The sequence below is a fragment of the Xanthomonas sp. NCPPB 2250 genome, from assembly GCF_056725265.1.
Genome location: NZ_CM161520.1, coordinates 474,901 through 491,191 on the forward strand (window position 1 = coordinate 474,901; position 16,291 = coordinate 491,191).

9 protein-coding genes are annotated in these 16,291 nt (G+C 70.2%); 5 read left to right on the forward strand and 4 right to left on the reverse strand.

Features of this window, described 5'->3' with window-relative positions; all coding sequences use genetic code 11:
* Positions 1–176: 176 nt before the first annotated feature.
* The 3 genes from AC1PMG_RS02130 (at position 177) to AC1PMG_RS02140 (ending at position 9,574) form a co-directional block, all read left to right on the forward strand.
* Entirely contained in the window at positions 177–1,904 is a 1,728-nt protein-coding gene (locus AC1PMG_RS02130; protein WP_481110493.1) for a ShlB/FhaC/HecB family hemolysin secretion/activation protein, read from the forward strand.
* Positions 1,905–1,938: 34 nt separating this feature from the next.
* Positions 1,939–8,181 carry a YDG domain-containing protein gene (locus tag AC1PMG_RS02135; protein WP_481110494.1) on the forward strand — a complete coding sequence of 2,081 codons (6,243 nt, stop codon included), beginning with the start codon at positions 1,939–1,941 and terminating at the stop codon, positions 8,179–8,181.
* Positions 8,182–8,734: 553 nt separating this feature from the next.
* Positions 8,735–9,574: an alpha/beta fold hydrolase gene (locus AC1PMG_RS02140; RefSeq protein ID WP_481110495.1), complete on the forward strand. Its 840-nt coding sequence runs from the start codon at positions 8,735–8,737 to the stop codon at positions 9,572–9,574.
* 80 nt (positions 9,575–9,654) lie between these two features.
* Here AC1PMG_RS02140 and AC1PMG_RS02145 read toward each other — a convergent pair whose 3' ends face one another.
* A complete protein-coding gene (locus tag AC1PMG_RS02145; protein ID WP_481110496.1) occupies positions 9,655–11,208 on the reverse strand; it encodes a YifB family Mg chelatase-like AAA ATPase in 1,554 nt (517 codons plus the stop codon).
* Positions 11,209–11,221: 13 nt separating this feature from the next.
* Complete coding sequence (gene ubiK / locus AC1PMG_RS02150) at positions 11,222–11,491, reverse strand: ubiquinone biosynthesis accessory factor UbiK (protein WP_342074618.1); 270 nt, start codon at positions 11,489–11,491, stop codon at positions 11,222–11,224.
* Positions 11,492–11,667: 176 nt separating this feature from the next.
* On the opposite strand from ubiK, the gene AC1PMG_RS02155 reads away from it, so the two are divergent.
* Positions 11,668–12,006, forward strand: coding sequence for a P-II family nitrogen regulator (locus tag AC1PMG_RS02155; protein ID WP_010341856.1), 339 nt, complete (start codon positions 11,668–11,670; stop codon positions 12,004–12,006).
* Positions 12,007–12,165: 159 nt separating this feature from the next.
* Here AC1PMG_RS02155 and AC1PMG_RS02160 read toward each other — a convergent pair whose 3' ends face one another.
* Together AC1PMG_RS02160 and speE are read right to left on the reverse strand one after the other, a co-directional pair.
* Positions 12,166–12,897: a hypothetical protein gene (locus AC1PMG_RS02160; RefSeq protein WP_481110497.1), complete on the reverse strand. Its 732-nt coding sequence runs from the start codon at positions 12,895–12,897 to the stop codon at positions 12,166–12,168.
* A gap of 246 nt (positions 12,898–13,143) precedes the next feature.
* The gene (gene speE, locus AC1PMG_RS02165) at positions 13,144–13,995 is read right to left on the reverse strand and encodes a polyamine aminopropyltransferase (protein WP_481110498.1); all 852 of its coding nucleotides are present in this window, start codon (positions 13,993–13,995) and stop codon (positions 13,144–13,146) included.
* 352 nt (positions 13,996–14,347) lie between these two features.
* Here speE and speA point away from each other — a divergent pair, with 352 nt between their 5' ends.
* Positions 14,348–16,237 carry an arginine decarboxylase gene (gene speA / locus AC1PMG_RS02170; protein WP_481110499.1) on the forward strand — a complete coding sequence of 630 codons (1,890 nt, stop codon included), beginning with the start codon at positions 14,348–14,350 and terminating at the stop codon, positions 16,235–16,237.
* Positions 16,238–16,291: the final 54 nt, after the last annotated feature.

A 16,291-nucleotide genomic window follows, 5' to 3' on the forward strand; every position in this document is an offset into this window, starting at 1 on the left:
GAGTGCGCCAAAAATCCGCCGAAAAGGCCTGCAATTCTGCGGCGCGAGCGGGATGCGCATGCGGTCTTCTGACGTTACGCGGGCGTGTCAGAACTCGTAAGTTTTCACACCCTCGTGATCTCCAGAATGGCGCCGATCAACAAGGGCGCGTTCTGCGCACCACACGGGGACATTGCATGAATACCACGCGGCTGGCCAAGCTTCTTGGCCTCGGCTCGTTGCCACTCGCTGTCAATTTGGCTCTTGCGCAGACGGCGCCGCCGGACGCGGGTTCGCTGCTCAACCAGCAGCAGCGCCAGGAACGGCTGCAGCCGCCGGCCGACGATGCCGCCGCGTTGCTGCAGGCGCCGTTGCCGGATGCGCCGGATGGCGGTTTCAGCGCACGCATCGACCGCGTCCGCTTCAGCGGAGCCGAGGGCGCGATCGACACGCAGGCGCTGCAGGCGGTGGTTGCCGATGCGCTGGGCAAGTCGCTGACCCACGCGCAGTTGCAGGCGCTGGCGCAGCGGGTCAGTGCCGCGCTGCAGGCGCAGGGTTATCTGTTGGCGCGCGCCTATCTGCCGCGGCAGGACCTGAGCAACGGCGAGCTGGAGATCGCGATCATGATCGGGCGTCTGCAGAGCGCGCCCGGCCGCGTGCAGGTGCTGTCCGACGATGCCGCGCTGCGCGCCCGCGCGACCGGCATCGCCGATGCGGCCTTGCCCGAAGGGCCGGTGCGCAACGACCAGTTGGAGCGCGCGCTGCTGTTGATCAACGACGTGCCAGGCGTGAGCGCGCGTGCGACGCTGGAAAAGGGCGTCGAGCCCGGCAGCAGCCGCCTGCTGATCCGTGCCGATAGTGCGCCGGCGTGGATCGGCGGCGCGAGCGTGGACAACTTCGCCAACCGCTACACCGGCGCGTGGCGCAGCAGCGCCTGGGGCGCGGTGAATCGGCCGTTCGAGCACGAGGACCTGCTCGGCGTGAACCTCAGCCACAGCAGCGGCACTGATCTGCTGGGTCTGAACTACGCCATCGGCCTGACCCCGTCGGGTCTGCGCGCCAACGTCGCCGCCTCGTCGATGCACTACGCGGTTGGTGCCGAGTTCAAGCCGCTGGACCTGCGCGGCAGCGCGCGTACCGTCAGCGCCGGCCTCAGCTATCCGCTGTTGCGCACGCGCAAGCGCAGCCTGTGGATCAGCATGGACGCCGAGCGTCGCGAGCTGGTCGACAAGGCGCTTGGCCAGGTCCTGCGCGAGCGCAATCTGGACCGGCTCACCACCATGCTCAGCGGCAACGCCTGGGACGGTTGGTGGGGCGGCGGTTACTTCGGCGCCAGCCTGGGCTGGGTCGCAGGCCGCGTGGATCTGGACAACGCGGCCGACCGTATCGCCGACGGGCTGAGCGCGCGCACCCGCGGCAGCTACAACAAGCTGGTCTGGCGCGTGGAGCGCAATCAGAGCCTGGGCGGCTTGAGCAACTGGGGCCTGTACGTGGGTGCCAATGGTCAGTTCGCCAGCAAGAACCTGGATTCGTCGGAGAAGTTCCTGCTCGGCGGCCCGTCCGGGGTGCGCGGGCATGCGGTCGGCGAAGGCAGCGGCGACAACGGCTGGCTGGTCAATGCCGAGCTGCGCCGCGATTTTCTCGTCGCCAGGCACGTGCGTGCGCAGGCGCTGTTGTTCGCCGATCACGGCCACGTGCGCCAGCACATCGATCCGTGGGCGGGATCGGTGATGCCGTGGTCGGGCAATGCGTACGACCTGTCCAGCGCTGGTATCGGCCTGAACCTGCAAGGCGAGCGCTGGTCGCTGCGCGGTGCCTGGGCGCACCGGCTGGGCGACAACCCCGGCCGCAGCGCCGCTGGCCTGAACGCCGACGGCCTGCGCGACGACCACTACCTGTGGCTGCAGGCCAGCCTGCGCTTCTGACGCCGCCACTCCACGCCTTCTGAGGACGATTCGCATGAATCACATCTACCGTTTGATCTGGGACGAACTGCGTGGCGCCTACGTGGTCGCCGCCGAGATTTCCCGCCGCCGCGGCAAGCGCAGCGGCACCGTGGTGCGCGCTGCCGCCGCCGCGATCGCCATCGGCAGCGTGCCGCTGTCTGCCTATGCCGTGGATCCTGGCGCATTGCCCGACGGCGCGCAGATCGCCGCCGGCAATGCGCACCTGGACCAGCACGGCGCCAACCTGACCGTGCATCAGGACAGCCAGCGGCTGATCCTGAACTGGAACAGCTTCGACATCGGCAACCAGGCCAGCGTGCGCTTCGAGCAGCCCGACAGCACCGCCATCGCGCTGAACCGCGTGCTCGGTGGTACGCCCAGCCAGGTGCTGGGCGAACTGAGCGGCAACGGCCAGGTCTGGCTGGTCAATCCCAACGGCGTGTACTTCGGCAAGGGCGCGCAGGTGGACGTGGGCGGGCTGCTGGTCAGCTCGCTTGGCATCAGCGACAGCGACTTCCTGGGCGGACACGCGCGCTTCGTCGCCAGCGGTGCGGCCGGCGCGGTGCGCAACGAGGGCGCGATCCGCGCCAACGGCGGCGTGGTGGCATTGCTGGCGCCGGCGGTGAGCAACACCGGCAGCATCGCGGCGGGCCAGGTCGGCCTGGCCGCAGGCGATCGCGTTGCGGTGGACTTCGGCAGCGACGGCCTGCTGTCGCTGGCGGTCGCCCAGGACGCGCTGAAGGCGGAACTGGCGCAGAGCGGCACCATCCGCGGCAACAACGTGGTGCTCAGCGCCGCCGGCGCCAGCGCGCTGCGCTCCAGCGTCATCAACATGGATGGCGTGGTCGAAGCGACCTCGCTGGGCGCGCATGGCGGGCGCATCCTGCTCGACGGCGGCGACGCCGGCCAGGTCCACGTCGGCGGCCGTCTCGACGCCAGTTCGGCGACCGGCCAGGGCGGCCGCATCGACGTGCTCGGCCAGCAGTTGCGCCTGGACGGCGGCGCGCGCCTGGACGCCAGCGGCGCGACCGGCGGTGGCGCCATCCACGTCGGCGGCGGTTGGCAGGGGCACGACCCGGCGTTGCGTAACGCCACCCAGGTGGAGGCCGATGCCAGCATCGCGCTCGACGCCAGCGCCGGCAGCAGCGGCAACGGCGGCGAAGCGGTGGTCTGGTCCGACGGCGACACCCGGTTCGCCGGCAGCATCGCCGTGCGCGGTGGCGCGCAGGGCGGCAACGGCGGCCGCGCCGAAGTCTCCGGCAAGCAGCAACTCGCCTACAGCGGCCGCACCGATGCCAGCGCGGCCAACGGCGCGATGGGCGACCTGCTGCTCGATCCGAATACCATCACCATTCAGGCCGGCGCCGGCACCGGCAGCCTCACCGGCAGTACCGTCTACGTGCAGGACCTGCAGGCGCAGAACGCCAACGTGATGCTGGTGGCCGACAATGGCATCACCTTCGGCGACCTGTCGCTGAACGGCGGCAATGGCCGCCTGAGCATGGCCAACAATGTCAGCCTGCGTCTGGAGAACACCAACGGCACCATCAGCTTCGCCAATCCGACCAATACGGTGGAAGTGTTCGGGACCGGCAGCATCTACATGCAGAGCGGACGCACCAACACCGGCTTCCTGAGCAGCATCGGCAACCTGATCGCACATGGCCCCGGCACCAATCCCGGCACGCTGCCGACCCACGACGTCACCCAGAACGGCAACGGTACCCCGGGCGCCGGCTCGATCACCCTGTACGGCGCCGACGGCATCTCGGTCAGCGGCGCGCTGACCACCAACGGCGGCTATGTGCGCATCTGGGGCGACTCGGACGACATGGGCGGTGGCGACCTGACCCTGAACTCGCCGATCTTCAGCAATGGCGGCAACGTCTACCTGTCCACCGGCCAGGGTGCGGTGACACTGAACTCCAACATGACGCTCGGTGCCGGGCGCGTGCTGTTCAAGGCCGACGGCAGCTACACCAGCGGCGAAAAAATCCTCAACGGCCTGATCGACGCCAGTGGGGACTTCAACATCGATACCGCGTTCACCATGAAGGGCAACGCGAGCATCTACACCAACGGCAACATCGTGTTCGGCAACGTACCGGTCAATCTCGATACCGGCAGCGGCGTGCTGGTGCTGCGCGCCAACAAGATCGACTGGGGCTCGTCGACCCTCAACAACCTCAGCACGGCGTCGATGCGCTTGGAGCCGTACGACCCTTCGGTCAACATGGTGCTGGGCGACGCCAACGGCTTCGCCTCGGCGGCGACGCTGAACAAGTTGCCGGGCATCCGCAACCTGACCATCGGCCGCGCCGACGGCACCGGCACCATCAGCGTCTCCGGCAACTACAACTTCAATGCCAGCGGCAGCTTCGAGTTGCTCGACAAGACCCTGGACATCACCGCCGGCAGCCTCAGCAACAGCACCGGCGACGTGATCCTGACCGGCGACACCATCAACCTCAGCCAGCATGTCACCGCCAATGGCGGCAACGGCAAGGTCACGATCCGGCAGATGACCGCGGCCAACGCCCTGCACCTGGGCACCGGGCTGAGCAATGCGTCGATCGGCCAGGTCAACGCGGCGACGCTGGAGGTGGGGCGCAGCGATGGCGGCGATCTGGTGTTCGACAGCGACATCGTCACCGGCGCCAGCACCGTGAGCCTGAAGAGCGGGCAGCGTGTGCTCGGCGTCAATGGCGGCGTGTCCGCGGCCAAGCTGGCGGTCACCGCCGGCGCCGGGGCCACGCTCAGCGACAGCACCTTCGACTTCACCACCCTGGCCCTGGACGTGGGCGGGGCCAGCCAGGTCACCAGTGCCAGCGCCAACTGGGGCTTGGGTGCGGCGGACACGCTGACCGGCCTGAACGTGCGCGCCGGCACCACCGGGACGGTCGGGCTGACCGCGACCGGCACGTTGGGGCTGAACAGCGCGATCAACGTCAACAACAGCGCCGCCACCCTCGCCGCCACCGCCGGTACCGGCTTCGATGCCGCCAGCGCCGTGCTGAGCAACCATGCGGCGGCCACCGTGGCCTTCGCCGTGTCCGGCGGCAACCCGTTCGCGTTCGGCGGCAGCAGTACGGTCCTGAGCGGCGGCACGCTGTCGCGCTTCAACGGGGTGAACACGCTGCGCGTGGATGCGGCGGGCAACGACGTGACGATGGGGGCATTCAACGTCACCGTCGGCAACCGCATGCAGGTGCAGGCGCGCCGCCTGCAGCAGACCGACGACGTCGGCGTGAGCGGCGGCAGCCTCTATCTCAGCGCCGCGCAGGGCGGCCTGACCCTGAACCACGGCATCAGCGCCGCGCAGACGCTGTCGCTCAACGACGTCGCCGGCACCGGCATCCAGGGCAGCGGCGCGCTGACCGCCGCGGCACTGGCGCTGCGCTCCAGCGGCACGGTGTCGCTGACCTCCGCCAGTACCCTGGTGAACGCGATCGCGGCGCAGAGCGGCAACCTGACCTTCCGCAACAACGGCAGCCTGCTGGTCGGCAGTGTCGATGGCCTCGCCGGCATCACCTCCACCGGTGCGGTGGACCTGCGCCTGACCGGTGCCAGCGCTGACCTGACGCTGCAACAGGCGGTGAGCGCGGGCAATGTCGCACAACAACAGACCGGCGTGTTGCTGGCGGCCGGCCGCAACTTCATCAACCAGGCCGGCAGCAGTGCGGTGAGCACCGGCAACGGGCGCTGGCTGGTGTATTCCACCTCGCCGCTCAACGACACCCGCGGCGGTCTGGCGCCGCAGTTCAAGCAGTACAACGCCGGCACCGGCAGCACCGTGCTGGATGCGGGCAGTGGCTTCCTGTACCGCGTCGCCCCGACCGTTGCCGTCGCCCTCACCGGCGCAGCCAGCAAGACCTATGACGGCAATGCCGCTGCCGCACTGGGCGGGATCGGCTACACGGCCAGCAGCGGTGCGATCGACGGCGATACGGTCGTCGTCACCGGCGCCGCCGCGCACTACGACAGCAAGAACGTCGGCCACGGCAAGGCGGTCACCGTCGACGGCCTGAGCGTGGACCACGCCGGCAACGGCGCGGTGCGCGTGTACGGCTACGGTCTGGCCAGTACCAGCGCCAGTGCCAACATCGGTACTATCAGCCAGAAGACGCTGCAGCTGGGGGGCGGCTCGATCCAGGGCAAGGTCTATGACGGCACCACCACCGCCAGCCTGGGGTCGGCGACCCTGAGCGGTGTGGTGAGCGGCGACGACGTGCGCTTCGCCGGTGCATCCGGCGCGGTGTTCGCCGACAAGCGCGCCGGCGTCAACAAGCAGGTCACTGTCTCCGGCATCGCGCTCGGCGGCAACGATGCAGGCAACTACCTGGTCGACAGCACGGCCTATGCCGACATCGCCAAGCGCACGCTGACGGTGGCGGTCGACATCGCCGGCAAGGTGTACGACGGCGGAATCGGCGCGCAGGTGCGCAACGCCACGCTCGGCAATGCCGTCGTCGGCGACGATGTGTCCGTCGCCACCCAGGCCGCGTTCGTCGACAAGAACGTCGGCGACAACAAGAGCGTCGTGGTCGCCGCACAACTCGGCGGCACCGATGCCGGCAACTACGTCATGGACGTGGCCACCTCTACGCCGCGCGGCAGCACCGCCTCGATCACGCCCAAGACGATCGACGTCGGCACGCTGAGCGTGACGGCCAAGGTGTACGACGGCAACCGCACCGCCAACGTCGGCAGCAACGGCCCGGTCGGCACGCTGAGCGGGGACGACGTGGCACTGGTCCTGCAGGGCCAGTACGACGACAAGAACGCCGGCACCGGCAAGCGGGTGGACGTGACGGCGGGCTTGCGCGGTGGCGACGCCGGCAACTACCAGCTGCTCGCGACGCGCCTGCAGTCCAGTGGCGACATCACGCCCAAGACGATCGACGCCGGCACGCTGAGCGTGATGACCAAGGTGTACGACGGCAACCGTACCGCCAACGTCGGGAGCAGCGGCCTGGTCGGCACGGTTGGTGGGGACGACGTGGCGTTGATCTTGCAGGGCCTTTACGACACCAAGAACGCCGGCACCGGCAAGCGCGTGGACGTGACCGCGGGCCTGCGTGGAGGTGACGCCGGCAACTATCGCCTGGTCAACACCAGCCTGCAGTCGCGCGGCGACGTGGCGGCGAAGGAACTGACCGTCGGCAATGTGGCCGTGCTGGACAAGCGCTTCGACGGCGGCAGCGACGCGGTGCTGGTACTGCCGCCGCTGCGTGGCGTAGTCGCTGGCGACGAGGTCGCGCTGCAGGGTCGCGGTCAGTACGACAATGCCTCGGCCGCGGCGGGCAAGACGGTGCAGATCGCACTGGCTCTGAGCGGTGCCGACGCGGGCAACTACCGCCTGACCGACGCGCGTCAGCAGACCGTCGCCGGCATCGAGGACCTGCCGGGCCGCAACGCGGTGGACGCGGTCTCGCAGCCGAGCATGGGGGGCAACGGCACGCAGCCGGGCGGCATCGCCGACGGCAATTCGTTGACGGCGGCGGGCGCGATTTCGGCAGCGGCCGGCGCGATGGGGGAATTGGGCGCATCGGCGCAACCGCGGCTGGGTGGAACCTCGCTCGATCCGACCGGCGCCGGTGGCAGCGGCAGCGGCCTTGGCGGTAGCGCCGGTGGTTCGGGCGGTGCCGGCGGCCCTGCCGGCGCTGCGATCGGCACGGGCACCGGGACCACCGCGGCCGACGGTGCCACCGGCTCGGCGGGCGCCAATGCCGGTGGCAACGGCGCAGGCAACGTCGCCGATGCCCAGGGCGGTGCTGGCGCCGCAAGCCAGGGTGCCGGCCAGCGCGGCGGTGCCCCGGGCGATGTGGCGATGGAGCAGGTGCTGCGCAACGGTGCCGGCGTGAGCCTCGCTACCGGTGGCGAGACCCTGGCGCAGCCCGAAGTGGCGGTGCTGACGGTGTTCGACGGCGAAGGCCGTGCGCTTGGCCGCCTGCGGGTGGAAGACCTGGGCAGCAGCCTGGCGCTGCACCCGCTGGACGGCAGCGCGCCGACCGCGCCGAACCTGCAGCAGAACGTTCGCGCCAGCGCCCAGACCAGCGTGGCCGTCGATGCGGACGAGAACGCTACGCTGCGCCTGTCCCTGCTGGAGGACGGCACGCTCCACGTGGTGGCGCCGCGTTCGGCCGCACGCATGGACCGCGAAACGCTCAGCGCCTACGCGCTCGGCGCGCTGAAACAGCAGGCAGGCGTGTCGGTGCAGCAAGTGCGCGCGCTGGTGCTGAGCTTCGTCGACTGACGGAGTGGCGAGGGACGCAGGGGCGGCTGCCGCCTCTGCGTCCCGGCGGCCTGGCTGATCGGGGGAAAGGCCAGGCCGGGTTCGACCGTCTCGGCGCGGGTGATGCGCCTGAAGCGGAGGCAGCGGCGTCCGCGGTGCGATGGTGGCAAGCGCGGAGCACCCTTGCGGTGAGATCAAGGTCATCGCCTCGCCATCGTCGCGCCGCGGACGCGCCACATTCTGCAGGTGTGATTGCCTGATGCATGCAGGGTGCGACACAGCGCGACCCTGCGTCGCACAAGCCCTCATGCGGGAGTGTGCTCTGGCAGCCTTGTGGGTGGGAGGCTGCCGCCGCCGTTCCGGTGCGTGTGCCGCGCGGCCATCGCGATGCCGTGCCGCCCATCGCCACCGCATCGCTGCAGTGTCGCCGCGCCGGGGCGATACGGCTATCGTATCGGGATGCCGAGCGCTTCCCCACTTCCCTTTCGACGCAAACGGCGTGTTGCTTGCGCGGCGATGGCGTTGTTGGCCGCTGGCTGTCGGCGTCGCTGGCGGTAGTCGCGGTGTCGCACGCATGATCGCGACGAGCAGTTCGCGCACGCCCCTGCCCAAGCCCGCCGTCCGCCGGCTCGGCGCGGACGACGCGCTGGCCTATCTGCGGGTGGGCGAGGGCGCGCCGGTGCTGCTGGTGCACGGTGCCCTGTGCGACTACCGCTACTGGGCGCCGCAGCTGCGCGGCCTGGCCGACCGCTTCCAGCTCAGCGCGCTGAGCCTGGGCCAGTACTACCCGCGACTGCCGTCGGCGTCGCGGCATGCGTTCGGCTGGCGCTGGCATGCGCAGCAGCTCGCCGCCTTCATCGCCGAGGAAGCGCGGCCGGTGCATCTGGTCGGCCATTCCCGCGGCGCCGCCGTGGCCTGGCAGGCGGCGCTGTTGCGGCCGGAGGCCATCGCCAGCCTGACCCTGTTCGATCCGGGCGGTCCGCAGCCGCAGGGCCTGCCGGCGGATGTGCAGGCGGTCCGCCGGCAGGCGATCGCGTTGCTGCAAGGTGGCCAGGTGGAGGCCGGCCTGGAATGCTTCGTCGATTCGGTCAGCCAGCCCGGCGCCTGGGCGCGCAGCAGCGCAAGCTTCCGGCAGATGGTGCGCGACAACGCGCAGACCCTGGTGCCGCAGATCGCCGACGTGCTGCCGGCGTACCGGCCCGAGCAGGCAGCCACGCTGGCGATGCCGGTGTTGCTGGTCGCCGGCGAACGCAGCCCGGGCCAGTACCGCGACAACGCCGCCGCGCTGGCGGCCTGGCTGCCGCATGCACGCCATGAGGTGCTGGGCGGGGCGTCGCACGGCATGACCTTTACCCATGCGAGGCGGTGCAATGCCTTGATCGCCGAGTGGGTGGACGCTGCGGCGAGGAGCTGAGCGCGTACGGCAGAGTGCTGCGCTCAGCGGGCATGACTGGGTGCAGACTGGATGCGGCGCACGCCGGCTGCGGCTCGGCGTCAACCTACCAGGCGGCGTGCCCCGGGTGGCGTCGGACCCACGGCACTCGCCGTTGGCTCACCACGATCCAGTTGCCGGTACGCGATGGCCTCGGTCAGGTGCGCAGTGGCGATGGCGTCGCTGGCATCCAGATCGGCGATGGTGCGCGCCACGCGCAGAATCCGATGCAGCGAGCGTGCCGACAGCCGCAGGCGCTCGATGGCCTGTTCCAGCAGCGCCTCGTCGCGCGGTTGCAGGCGGCAGTCGCGCAGGGTCTCGCTATGGCCGAGCTGGCCGTTGGGCCGGCCGGCGCGGGCCTGCTGGCGTTGCCGCGCCTGTTCCACGCGTTCGCGCACGGCGGCACTGGACTCGCCGGGCGCCGCATCGGCGCGCAACGCCTGCGGCGGCAGCCGCGGCACTTCCACGTGCAGGTCGATGCGGTCCAGCAGCGGGCCGGAGATGCGTGCGCGGTAGCGCCGCACCGCGTCCTCGCTGCAGCGACAGCGGCCGCTCGGGTCGCCGGCCCAGCCGCAGGGGCAGGGATTCATCGCCGCGACCAACTGGAAGCGCGCAGGGAACTCGGCGCTGCGCGCCGCGCGCGACACGGTCACCTGGCCCGATTCCAGCGGTTCGCGCAGGACTTCCAGCGCATGCCGGTTCCATTCCGGCAGTTCGTCCAGGAACAGCACGCCATGGTGCGCCAGCGAGATCTCTCCGGGGCGCGGATGGGTGCCGCCGCCGACCAGCGACACCGCGCTGGCGGTGTGGTGCGGTGCGCGGTAGGGGCGTTGCCGCCAGCGCGACGGGTCCACGCCGCGGCCGCTGACCGAGGCGATGGCCGCGCTCTCCAGGGCCTCGGCTTCGCTGGCCTCGGGCAGGATCCCGGGCAGGCGCGAGGCCAGCAGGGTCTTGCCGCAGCCGGGGCTGCCGATCAGCAAGAGGTGGTGATGCCCGGCCGCGGCGATCTCCAGGGCGCGCCGCGCCTGCGCCTGGCCGCGCACGTCGCTCAGGTCGGGAAAGGGCGCGGCGACCGTGGGCGGCGCGGTGGCCGAGGGCAGGGTCTTGCTGCCGTTGAGCAATCCACAGACTTCCAGCAAGGTGCGTGCGGTGTAGGCCTGCACGTGTTGCGCCAACGCGGCCTCGGCGCCGTTGTCGGCCGGGACGATCAGGGTGCGTCCGGCCTGGGCGGCGGCCAGTGCGGCCGGCAGGACGCCATCGACCGGGCGCAATTCGCCGGTCAAGGCCAGTTCGCCGAGGAATTCGTACTGGCCGAGCACCTGCGGGTCGAGCTGGCCGGCGGCGGCGAGGATGCCCAGCGCGATCGGCAGGTCGAACCGCCCGCCTTCCTTGGGCAGGTCGGCCGGGGCCAGGTTGACGGTGATCCGCCGTGCCGGGAATTCGTACTGCGCGCAAAGCAGGGCGGCGCGGACGCGATCGCGCGACTCGCGCACCGCCGCCTCGGGCAGGCCGACGATCTGCGTCGTCGGCAGGCCGCCGGACAGATGGACTTCGACCCGAACCGGAGGCGCAAGCACCCCCGCGCGGGCACGGCTGTGCACCAGCGCCAGGCTCATGGTGGCGGGTGGATCAGGCGTTGGGGCTGGGCGTGGGCCCGCTGCGCGCCGCTTCCAGCGCGGCGACGCTGCGCTCCAGCGCTTCGAGCTTCTCGCGCGTGCGCAGCAGCACCGCACGCTGCACTTCGAATTCCTCGCGGGTGACCAGGTCGAGCTTGCCCAGCCCGGCCTGCAGTGCGCTCTTGAAGGTGCTCTGCAGTTCGTCGCGGGATTGGCGCAGGCCCGGCGGCACCAGATCGCTGAGGCGGCGGGCGAGGTCGTCGAGATGGTTGAGGTCGATCATGGCTGTGCTCCGGCAGGTGGCGTCAGAGTGCGGCACCGGGAAGGTCGGGACCATCGGGATCGGACGCGGCGCGCTGTCGGAAAATTCCGGCGTTGGGGGCGCGCGGCCATTGAACCCGACGGCCGCCGATCGCGCAACCGCGCTATCCTGAGGCCATTGTGATTGGAGAACGCCGCATGAAGATGATCATGGCCGTGATCAAGCCGTTCAAGCTCGACGACGTGCGCGAAGCGCTCGCCGCGCAGGGCGTGGCCGGCATCACCGTCACCGAGGTCAAGGGCTTCGGCCGGCAGAAGGGCCACACCGAGCTGTACCGCGGTGCCGAGTACGTGGTCGATTTTTTGCCCAAGGTGAAGCTGGAAGTGGCGGTCAGCGAGGACCAGGTCGAGCGCGTGGTCGAGGCCATCGTCAAGGCCGCCGCCACCGGCAAGATCGGCGACGGCAAGGTGTTCGTCTACGACCTGGGCACGGTGGTGCGGATCCGCACCGGCGAACTGGACGCGGACGCGCTGTAACGCAGTCACCGCGCCTGCAGCGGCGTGGCATGGATGGTGTCGTGCAGGAGCGGCTTCAGCCGCGATGGGCGTTCCCGATAGAGCCTGTCGCGGCTGAAGCCGCCCCTTCAGGCATGGCGGGCCAGCCGGATAGGCCGCCACGCTGCGCCAGGCGCCGACTCAGACGCCGCCGTAGCCGCGGCCGAGGGTGAGCCAGAACGCCGCCGCCACCAGCACCGCCACCGCGACCGTGGCGTGGCTGGACGGTAGCGGCAGTGGCGCGCGCGACCGGCGCGACAGCGCGATGACCACCAGGCCGATCGGTGCCAACAGGCCTTCCTGCGCCGCCTCGCGCAATGCCGGCAGCACCGGCCCGGCATGGAACAGCACGCTCACGCAGGCCACCGCGCCGGCACTGGCGTAGGCCGCCAGCATTGGCCTGCCTTTCGGCAGCCACGGGGCAATGGCGCGCAGCACCTGCAGATACAGCCAGGCGCCGGCCAGTCCCATCCCCAGCTGCCAGGCCCAGGCCGGCTGCAGGGCGAGGTCGCGCAGGACGAAGGCGAGGTCCCCGTCATTGGTGACCGCGGAGAACAGCAGATAGCCGGCGCCCCACATTCCGTTGAAGGCGGCGATCAGCGCGAGCGCCAGGCGCGGCGTGTCCGCGCGACGGCGGCGTGCCGCCAGGATGCAGGCTGCGGCCACGCATAGATTCGCCAGCGGGCCGGCAGCATCGACGAAGGGGCGCCCAGGCTGGCAGCGGAAGTACACCGACGTGAGCCAGCGGACGGTGCCGCCGCTGCCCAGGCAGGCCAGGCCATGGCCCACCGCTTCGTGGGCGACGCAGGCGACGACGAAGCCGATCGCGGCCAGCGCGCACAGGGTCCACGGCGACGTCGTCTGGGAGCGCATGGCAGGCTCGCGGTTTGTGCGATGGAGGCCGGCGCATCGTCGCACGCGCGGGCCATGGCGTACGGCATCGTTTGGCGCCTACAGCGCGCGATCGCGGCAACCGGCGAGGCGATGCCATGCGCGATGCAGCGCGCCTGTCGATTCGAATGCGCACGCATTGGGGGCCGGCCTTGCCGAGGGCCCCGGCAGCACTCCGCGGCATCGGCGCACATCAGGCGCGCGCCGATGCCGATGGAGGACGGCGCCTTAGCCGCCCAGCGCCTCGGCCACGAACGGCGGCAGCACCTGGGTGGCGGTGTGCAGGTGCGCGCTGTAGTAGCGGGTGGCGAACGGCTTGGCCGCGGCGTCGTCCTGGCGGAAGTCGAAGCCGCCTTGCTTGCGCGCCATGGTCACGCTCCACCAGCCGGTCGGATAGCACGGCTGCGGGAACGGCACGGTGTGGAAGCTGGCGAAGCCGGCCTTGCCCATCTCCGCGCGCATTTCCTTGATCAGGTCCAGCAGCGCCAGCGGCGATTCGGACTGCTGTACCAGGATGCCGTCGTCCTTCAGCGCCTTGAAGCAGCTCTCGTAGAAGGCCTTGTTGAACAGGCCTTCGGCCGGGCCGACCGGGTCGGTGGAGTCGACGATGACGATGTCCACGCTGCCGGCCGGGCAGTTGGCCATGTAGGCCACGCCGTCGTCGAACAGCAACTCGGCGCGCGGGTCGCCGTTGGAGTCGCACAGCTCCGGGAAGTACTTCTCGGCCATGCGCGTGACCTGCTCGTCGATGTCACACTGGGTGGCGCTTTCCACGCCCGGGTGCTTGAGCACTTCGCGCAGGGTGCCGCAGTCGCCGCCGCCGATGATCACCACGCGCTTGGGCGCGGCGTGGGTGAACAGCGCCGGGTGGCTGATCATCTCGTGGTAGAAGAAGTTGTCGCGCGTGGTCAGCATCACCGCGCCGTCGATCACCATCAACTTGCCCCAGTCGGTGGTGTCGTAGATCTCGATCTTCTGGAACGGCGACTGCACCTCGTCCAGCTTGCCGGTGATGCGGTAGCCGATGGCCGAGCCGGTGGGCTGGAAGTGTTCGATGTACCAGTTTTCGTTGGCGCTCATGGAATGTCCTAGGAAAGCAAAAAGAATGCAGCAGTCCCTTCTCCCCCCGGGAGAAGGTGGCGCGAAGCGCCGGATGAGGGTCGGGCGCAGCCTCGTGCAGCCAAGCCATGCGATGCCGTTACCGCACCCTCTCCGGATGAGGGTCGGGCGTAGCCTCGTGCAGCCGAGCTACCCGATGCTGTCGCCGTGCCCTCCGGACGCGGCCCCGCGCACTCAAGCCACGCCAGGCACCCGCGAACCCGGCCCGGCTCCACCAGGAGCCGAGAGCGTCGGAACGGCGCGGATTGTAACGGACCCCACGCGTAGCAGGGGTTACAATCCACGCCCTTTTTCCGTCAGCCGAGCCGCCACGATGAGCGATTGGTCCCTCGACCAAGCCCGCAAGACCTACTCGATCCCGCACTGGGCCGACGGGTACTTCGACGTGGACGCGGCCGGCCGGGTGGTGGTGCGGCCGCAGGGCGCCGACGGCGTGGCGATCGCGCTGCCGGAGGTGGTGGACGCCGCGCGCGCGGCCGGCGCCAAGCTGCCGATGCTGGTGCGCTTCCCGGACATCCTCGGCGAGCGCCTGGGCAAGCTGCAGGCCGCCTTCGCCCAGGCCCAGGCCGACTGGGACTACACCGGCGGCTACACCGCCGTGTACCCGATCAAGGTCAACCAGCACCGCGGCGTGGCCGGCACCCTGGCCAGCCACCAGGGCGAGGGCTTCGGCCTGGAGGCGGGCAGCAAGCCGGAACTGATGGCGGTGCTGGCGCTGTCGCGGCCGGGCGGGCTGATCGTCTGCAACGGCTACAAGGACCGCGAGTACATCCGCCTGGCGTTGATCGGGCGCAAGCTCGGCCTGCAGACCTTCATCGTCATCGAGAAGCCGTCGGAGCTGAAGCTGGTGCTGGAGGAGGCGCGCGCGCTGGACGTGAAGCCGGGCCTGGGCGTGCGCATGCGCCTGGCCTCGCTGGGCGCGGGCAAGTGGCAGAACAGCGGTGGCGACAAGGCCAAGTTCGGGCTGTCGCCGCGGCAGGTGCTGGACCTGTGGAAGACGCTGCGCGACACCGAATACGCCGACGCGCTGAACCTGCTGCACTTCCACATGGGCTCGCAGATCTCCAACGTGCGCGACATCGCCAACGGCATGCGCGAGGCCACCCGCTATTTCGTCGAGCTGTCCAAGCTGGGCGCGCAGATCAGCCACGTCGACGTCGGCGGCGGCCTGGGCATCGACTACGAAGGCACCCGCTCGCGCAGCTATTGCTCGATCAACTACGGCCTGCACTCCTACGCCAGCAACATCGTGCAGCCGCTGGCCAGCGCCTGCGAAGAGCACGGCCTGCCGCCGCCGCGCATCGTCACCGAGTGCGGGCGCGCGATGACCGCGCACCACGCCGTGCTGATCGCCAACGTGTCCGAAGTGGAGCAGGCGCCGGAAGGCCGCGTGCCCGACGCGCACAACGACGAACCGGCGGCGATCCGCCACCTGCGCGAGATCCATGCCGAACTGGACCAGCGCCCGGCGGTGGAACTGTTCCAGGAAGCGCAGCACTTCCACGCCGAAGGCCTCAGCGGCTACGCCCTGGGCCAGATCGACCTGACCCATCGCGCGCGCATCGACGACCTGTTCTACGCCATCGCCCATGGCGTGCGGGCGCGGCTGAGCCATGAGGAAAAGAGTCATCGTCCGGTGCTGGACGAACTCAACGAGCGCCTGGTCGACAAGTACTTCGTCAACTTCAGCGTGTTCGAATCGATTCCCGACGTGTGGGCGATCGACCAGGTGTTCCCGATCGTGCCGATCGAGCGCCTGAACGAGGCGCCGGCGCGGCGCGGCGTGGTCTGCGACATGACCTGCGATTCCGACGGCATGGTCAAGACCTACGTCGAGAACGAAAGCCTGGACAGCTCGCTGCCGCTGCACGCGCTGCGTCCGGGCGAGAGCTACCGCATCGGCTTCTTCCTGGTCGGCGCCTACCAGGAAATTCTGGGTGACATCCACAACCTGTTCGGCGACACCGACGCGGTGGAAGTGGCGGTGGACGGCGACGGTTACCGCATCGCCCAGCAGCGCCGCGGCGACACCACCGACGTGATGCTGGACTACGTCGGCTACCGCCTGGACGACCTGCGCGCCGCCTACGCCGAACGCGTGGCCGCCGCGCAGTTGCCGGCCGCGCAGGCCACGGAACTGGCCGACGCGCTCGAGGCCGGCCTGACCGGCTACACCTACCTGTCGGACGAACCGCTGGGCTGAGTTCGCACAACCCGCGCCAACGCCGCGCATGGCGCGGTGAGCGTTAAGCCCCTC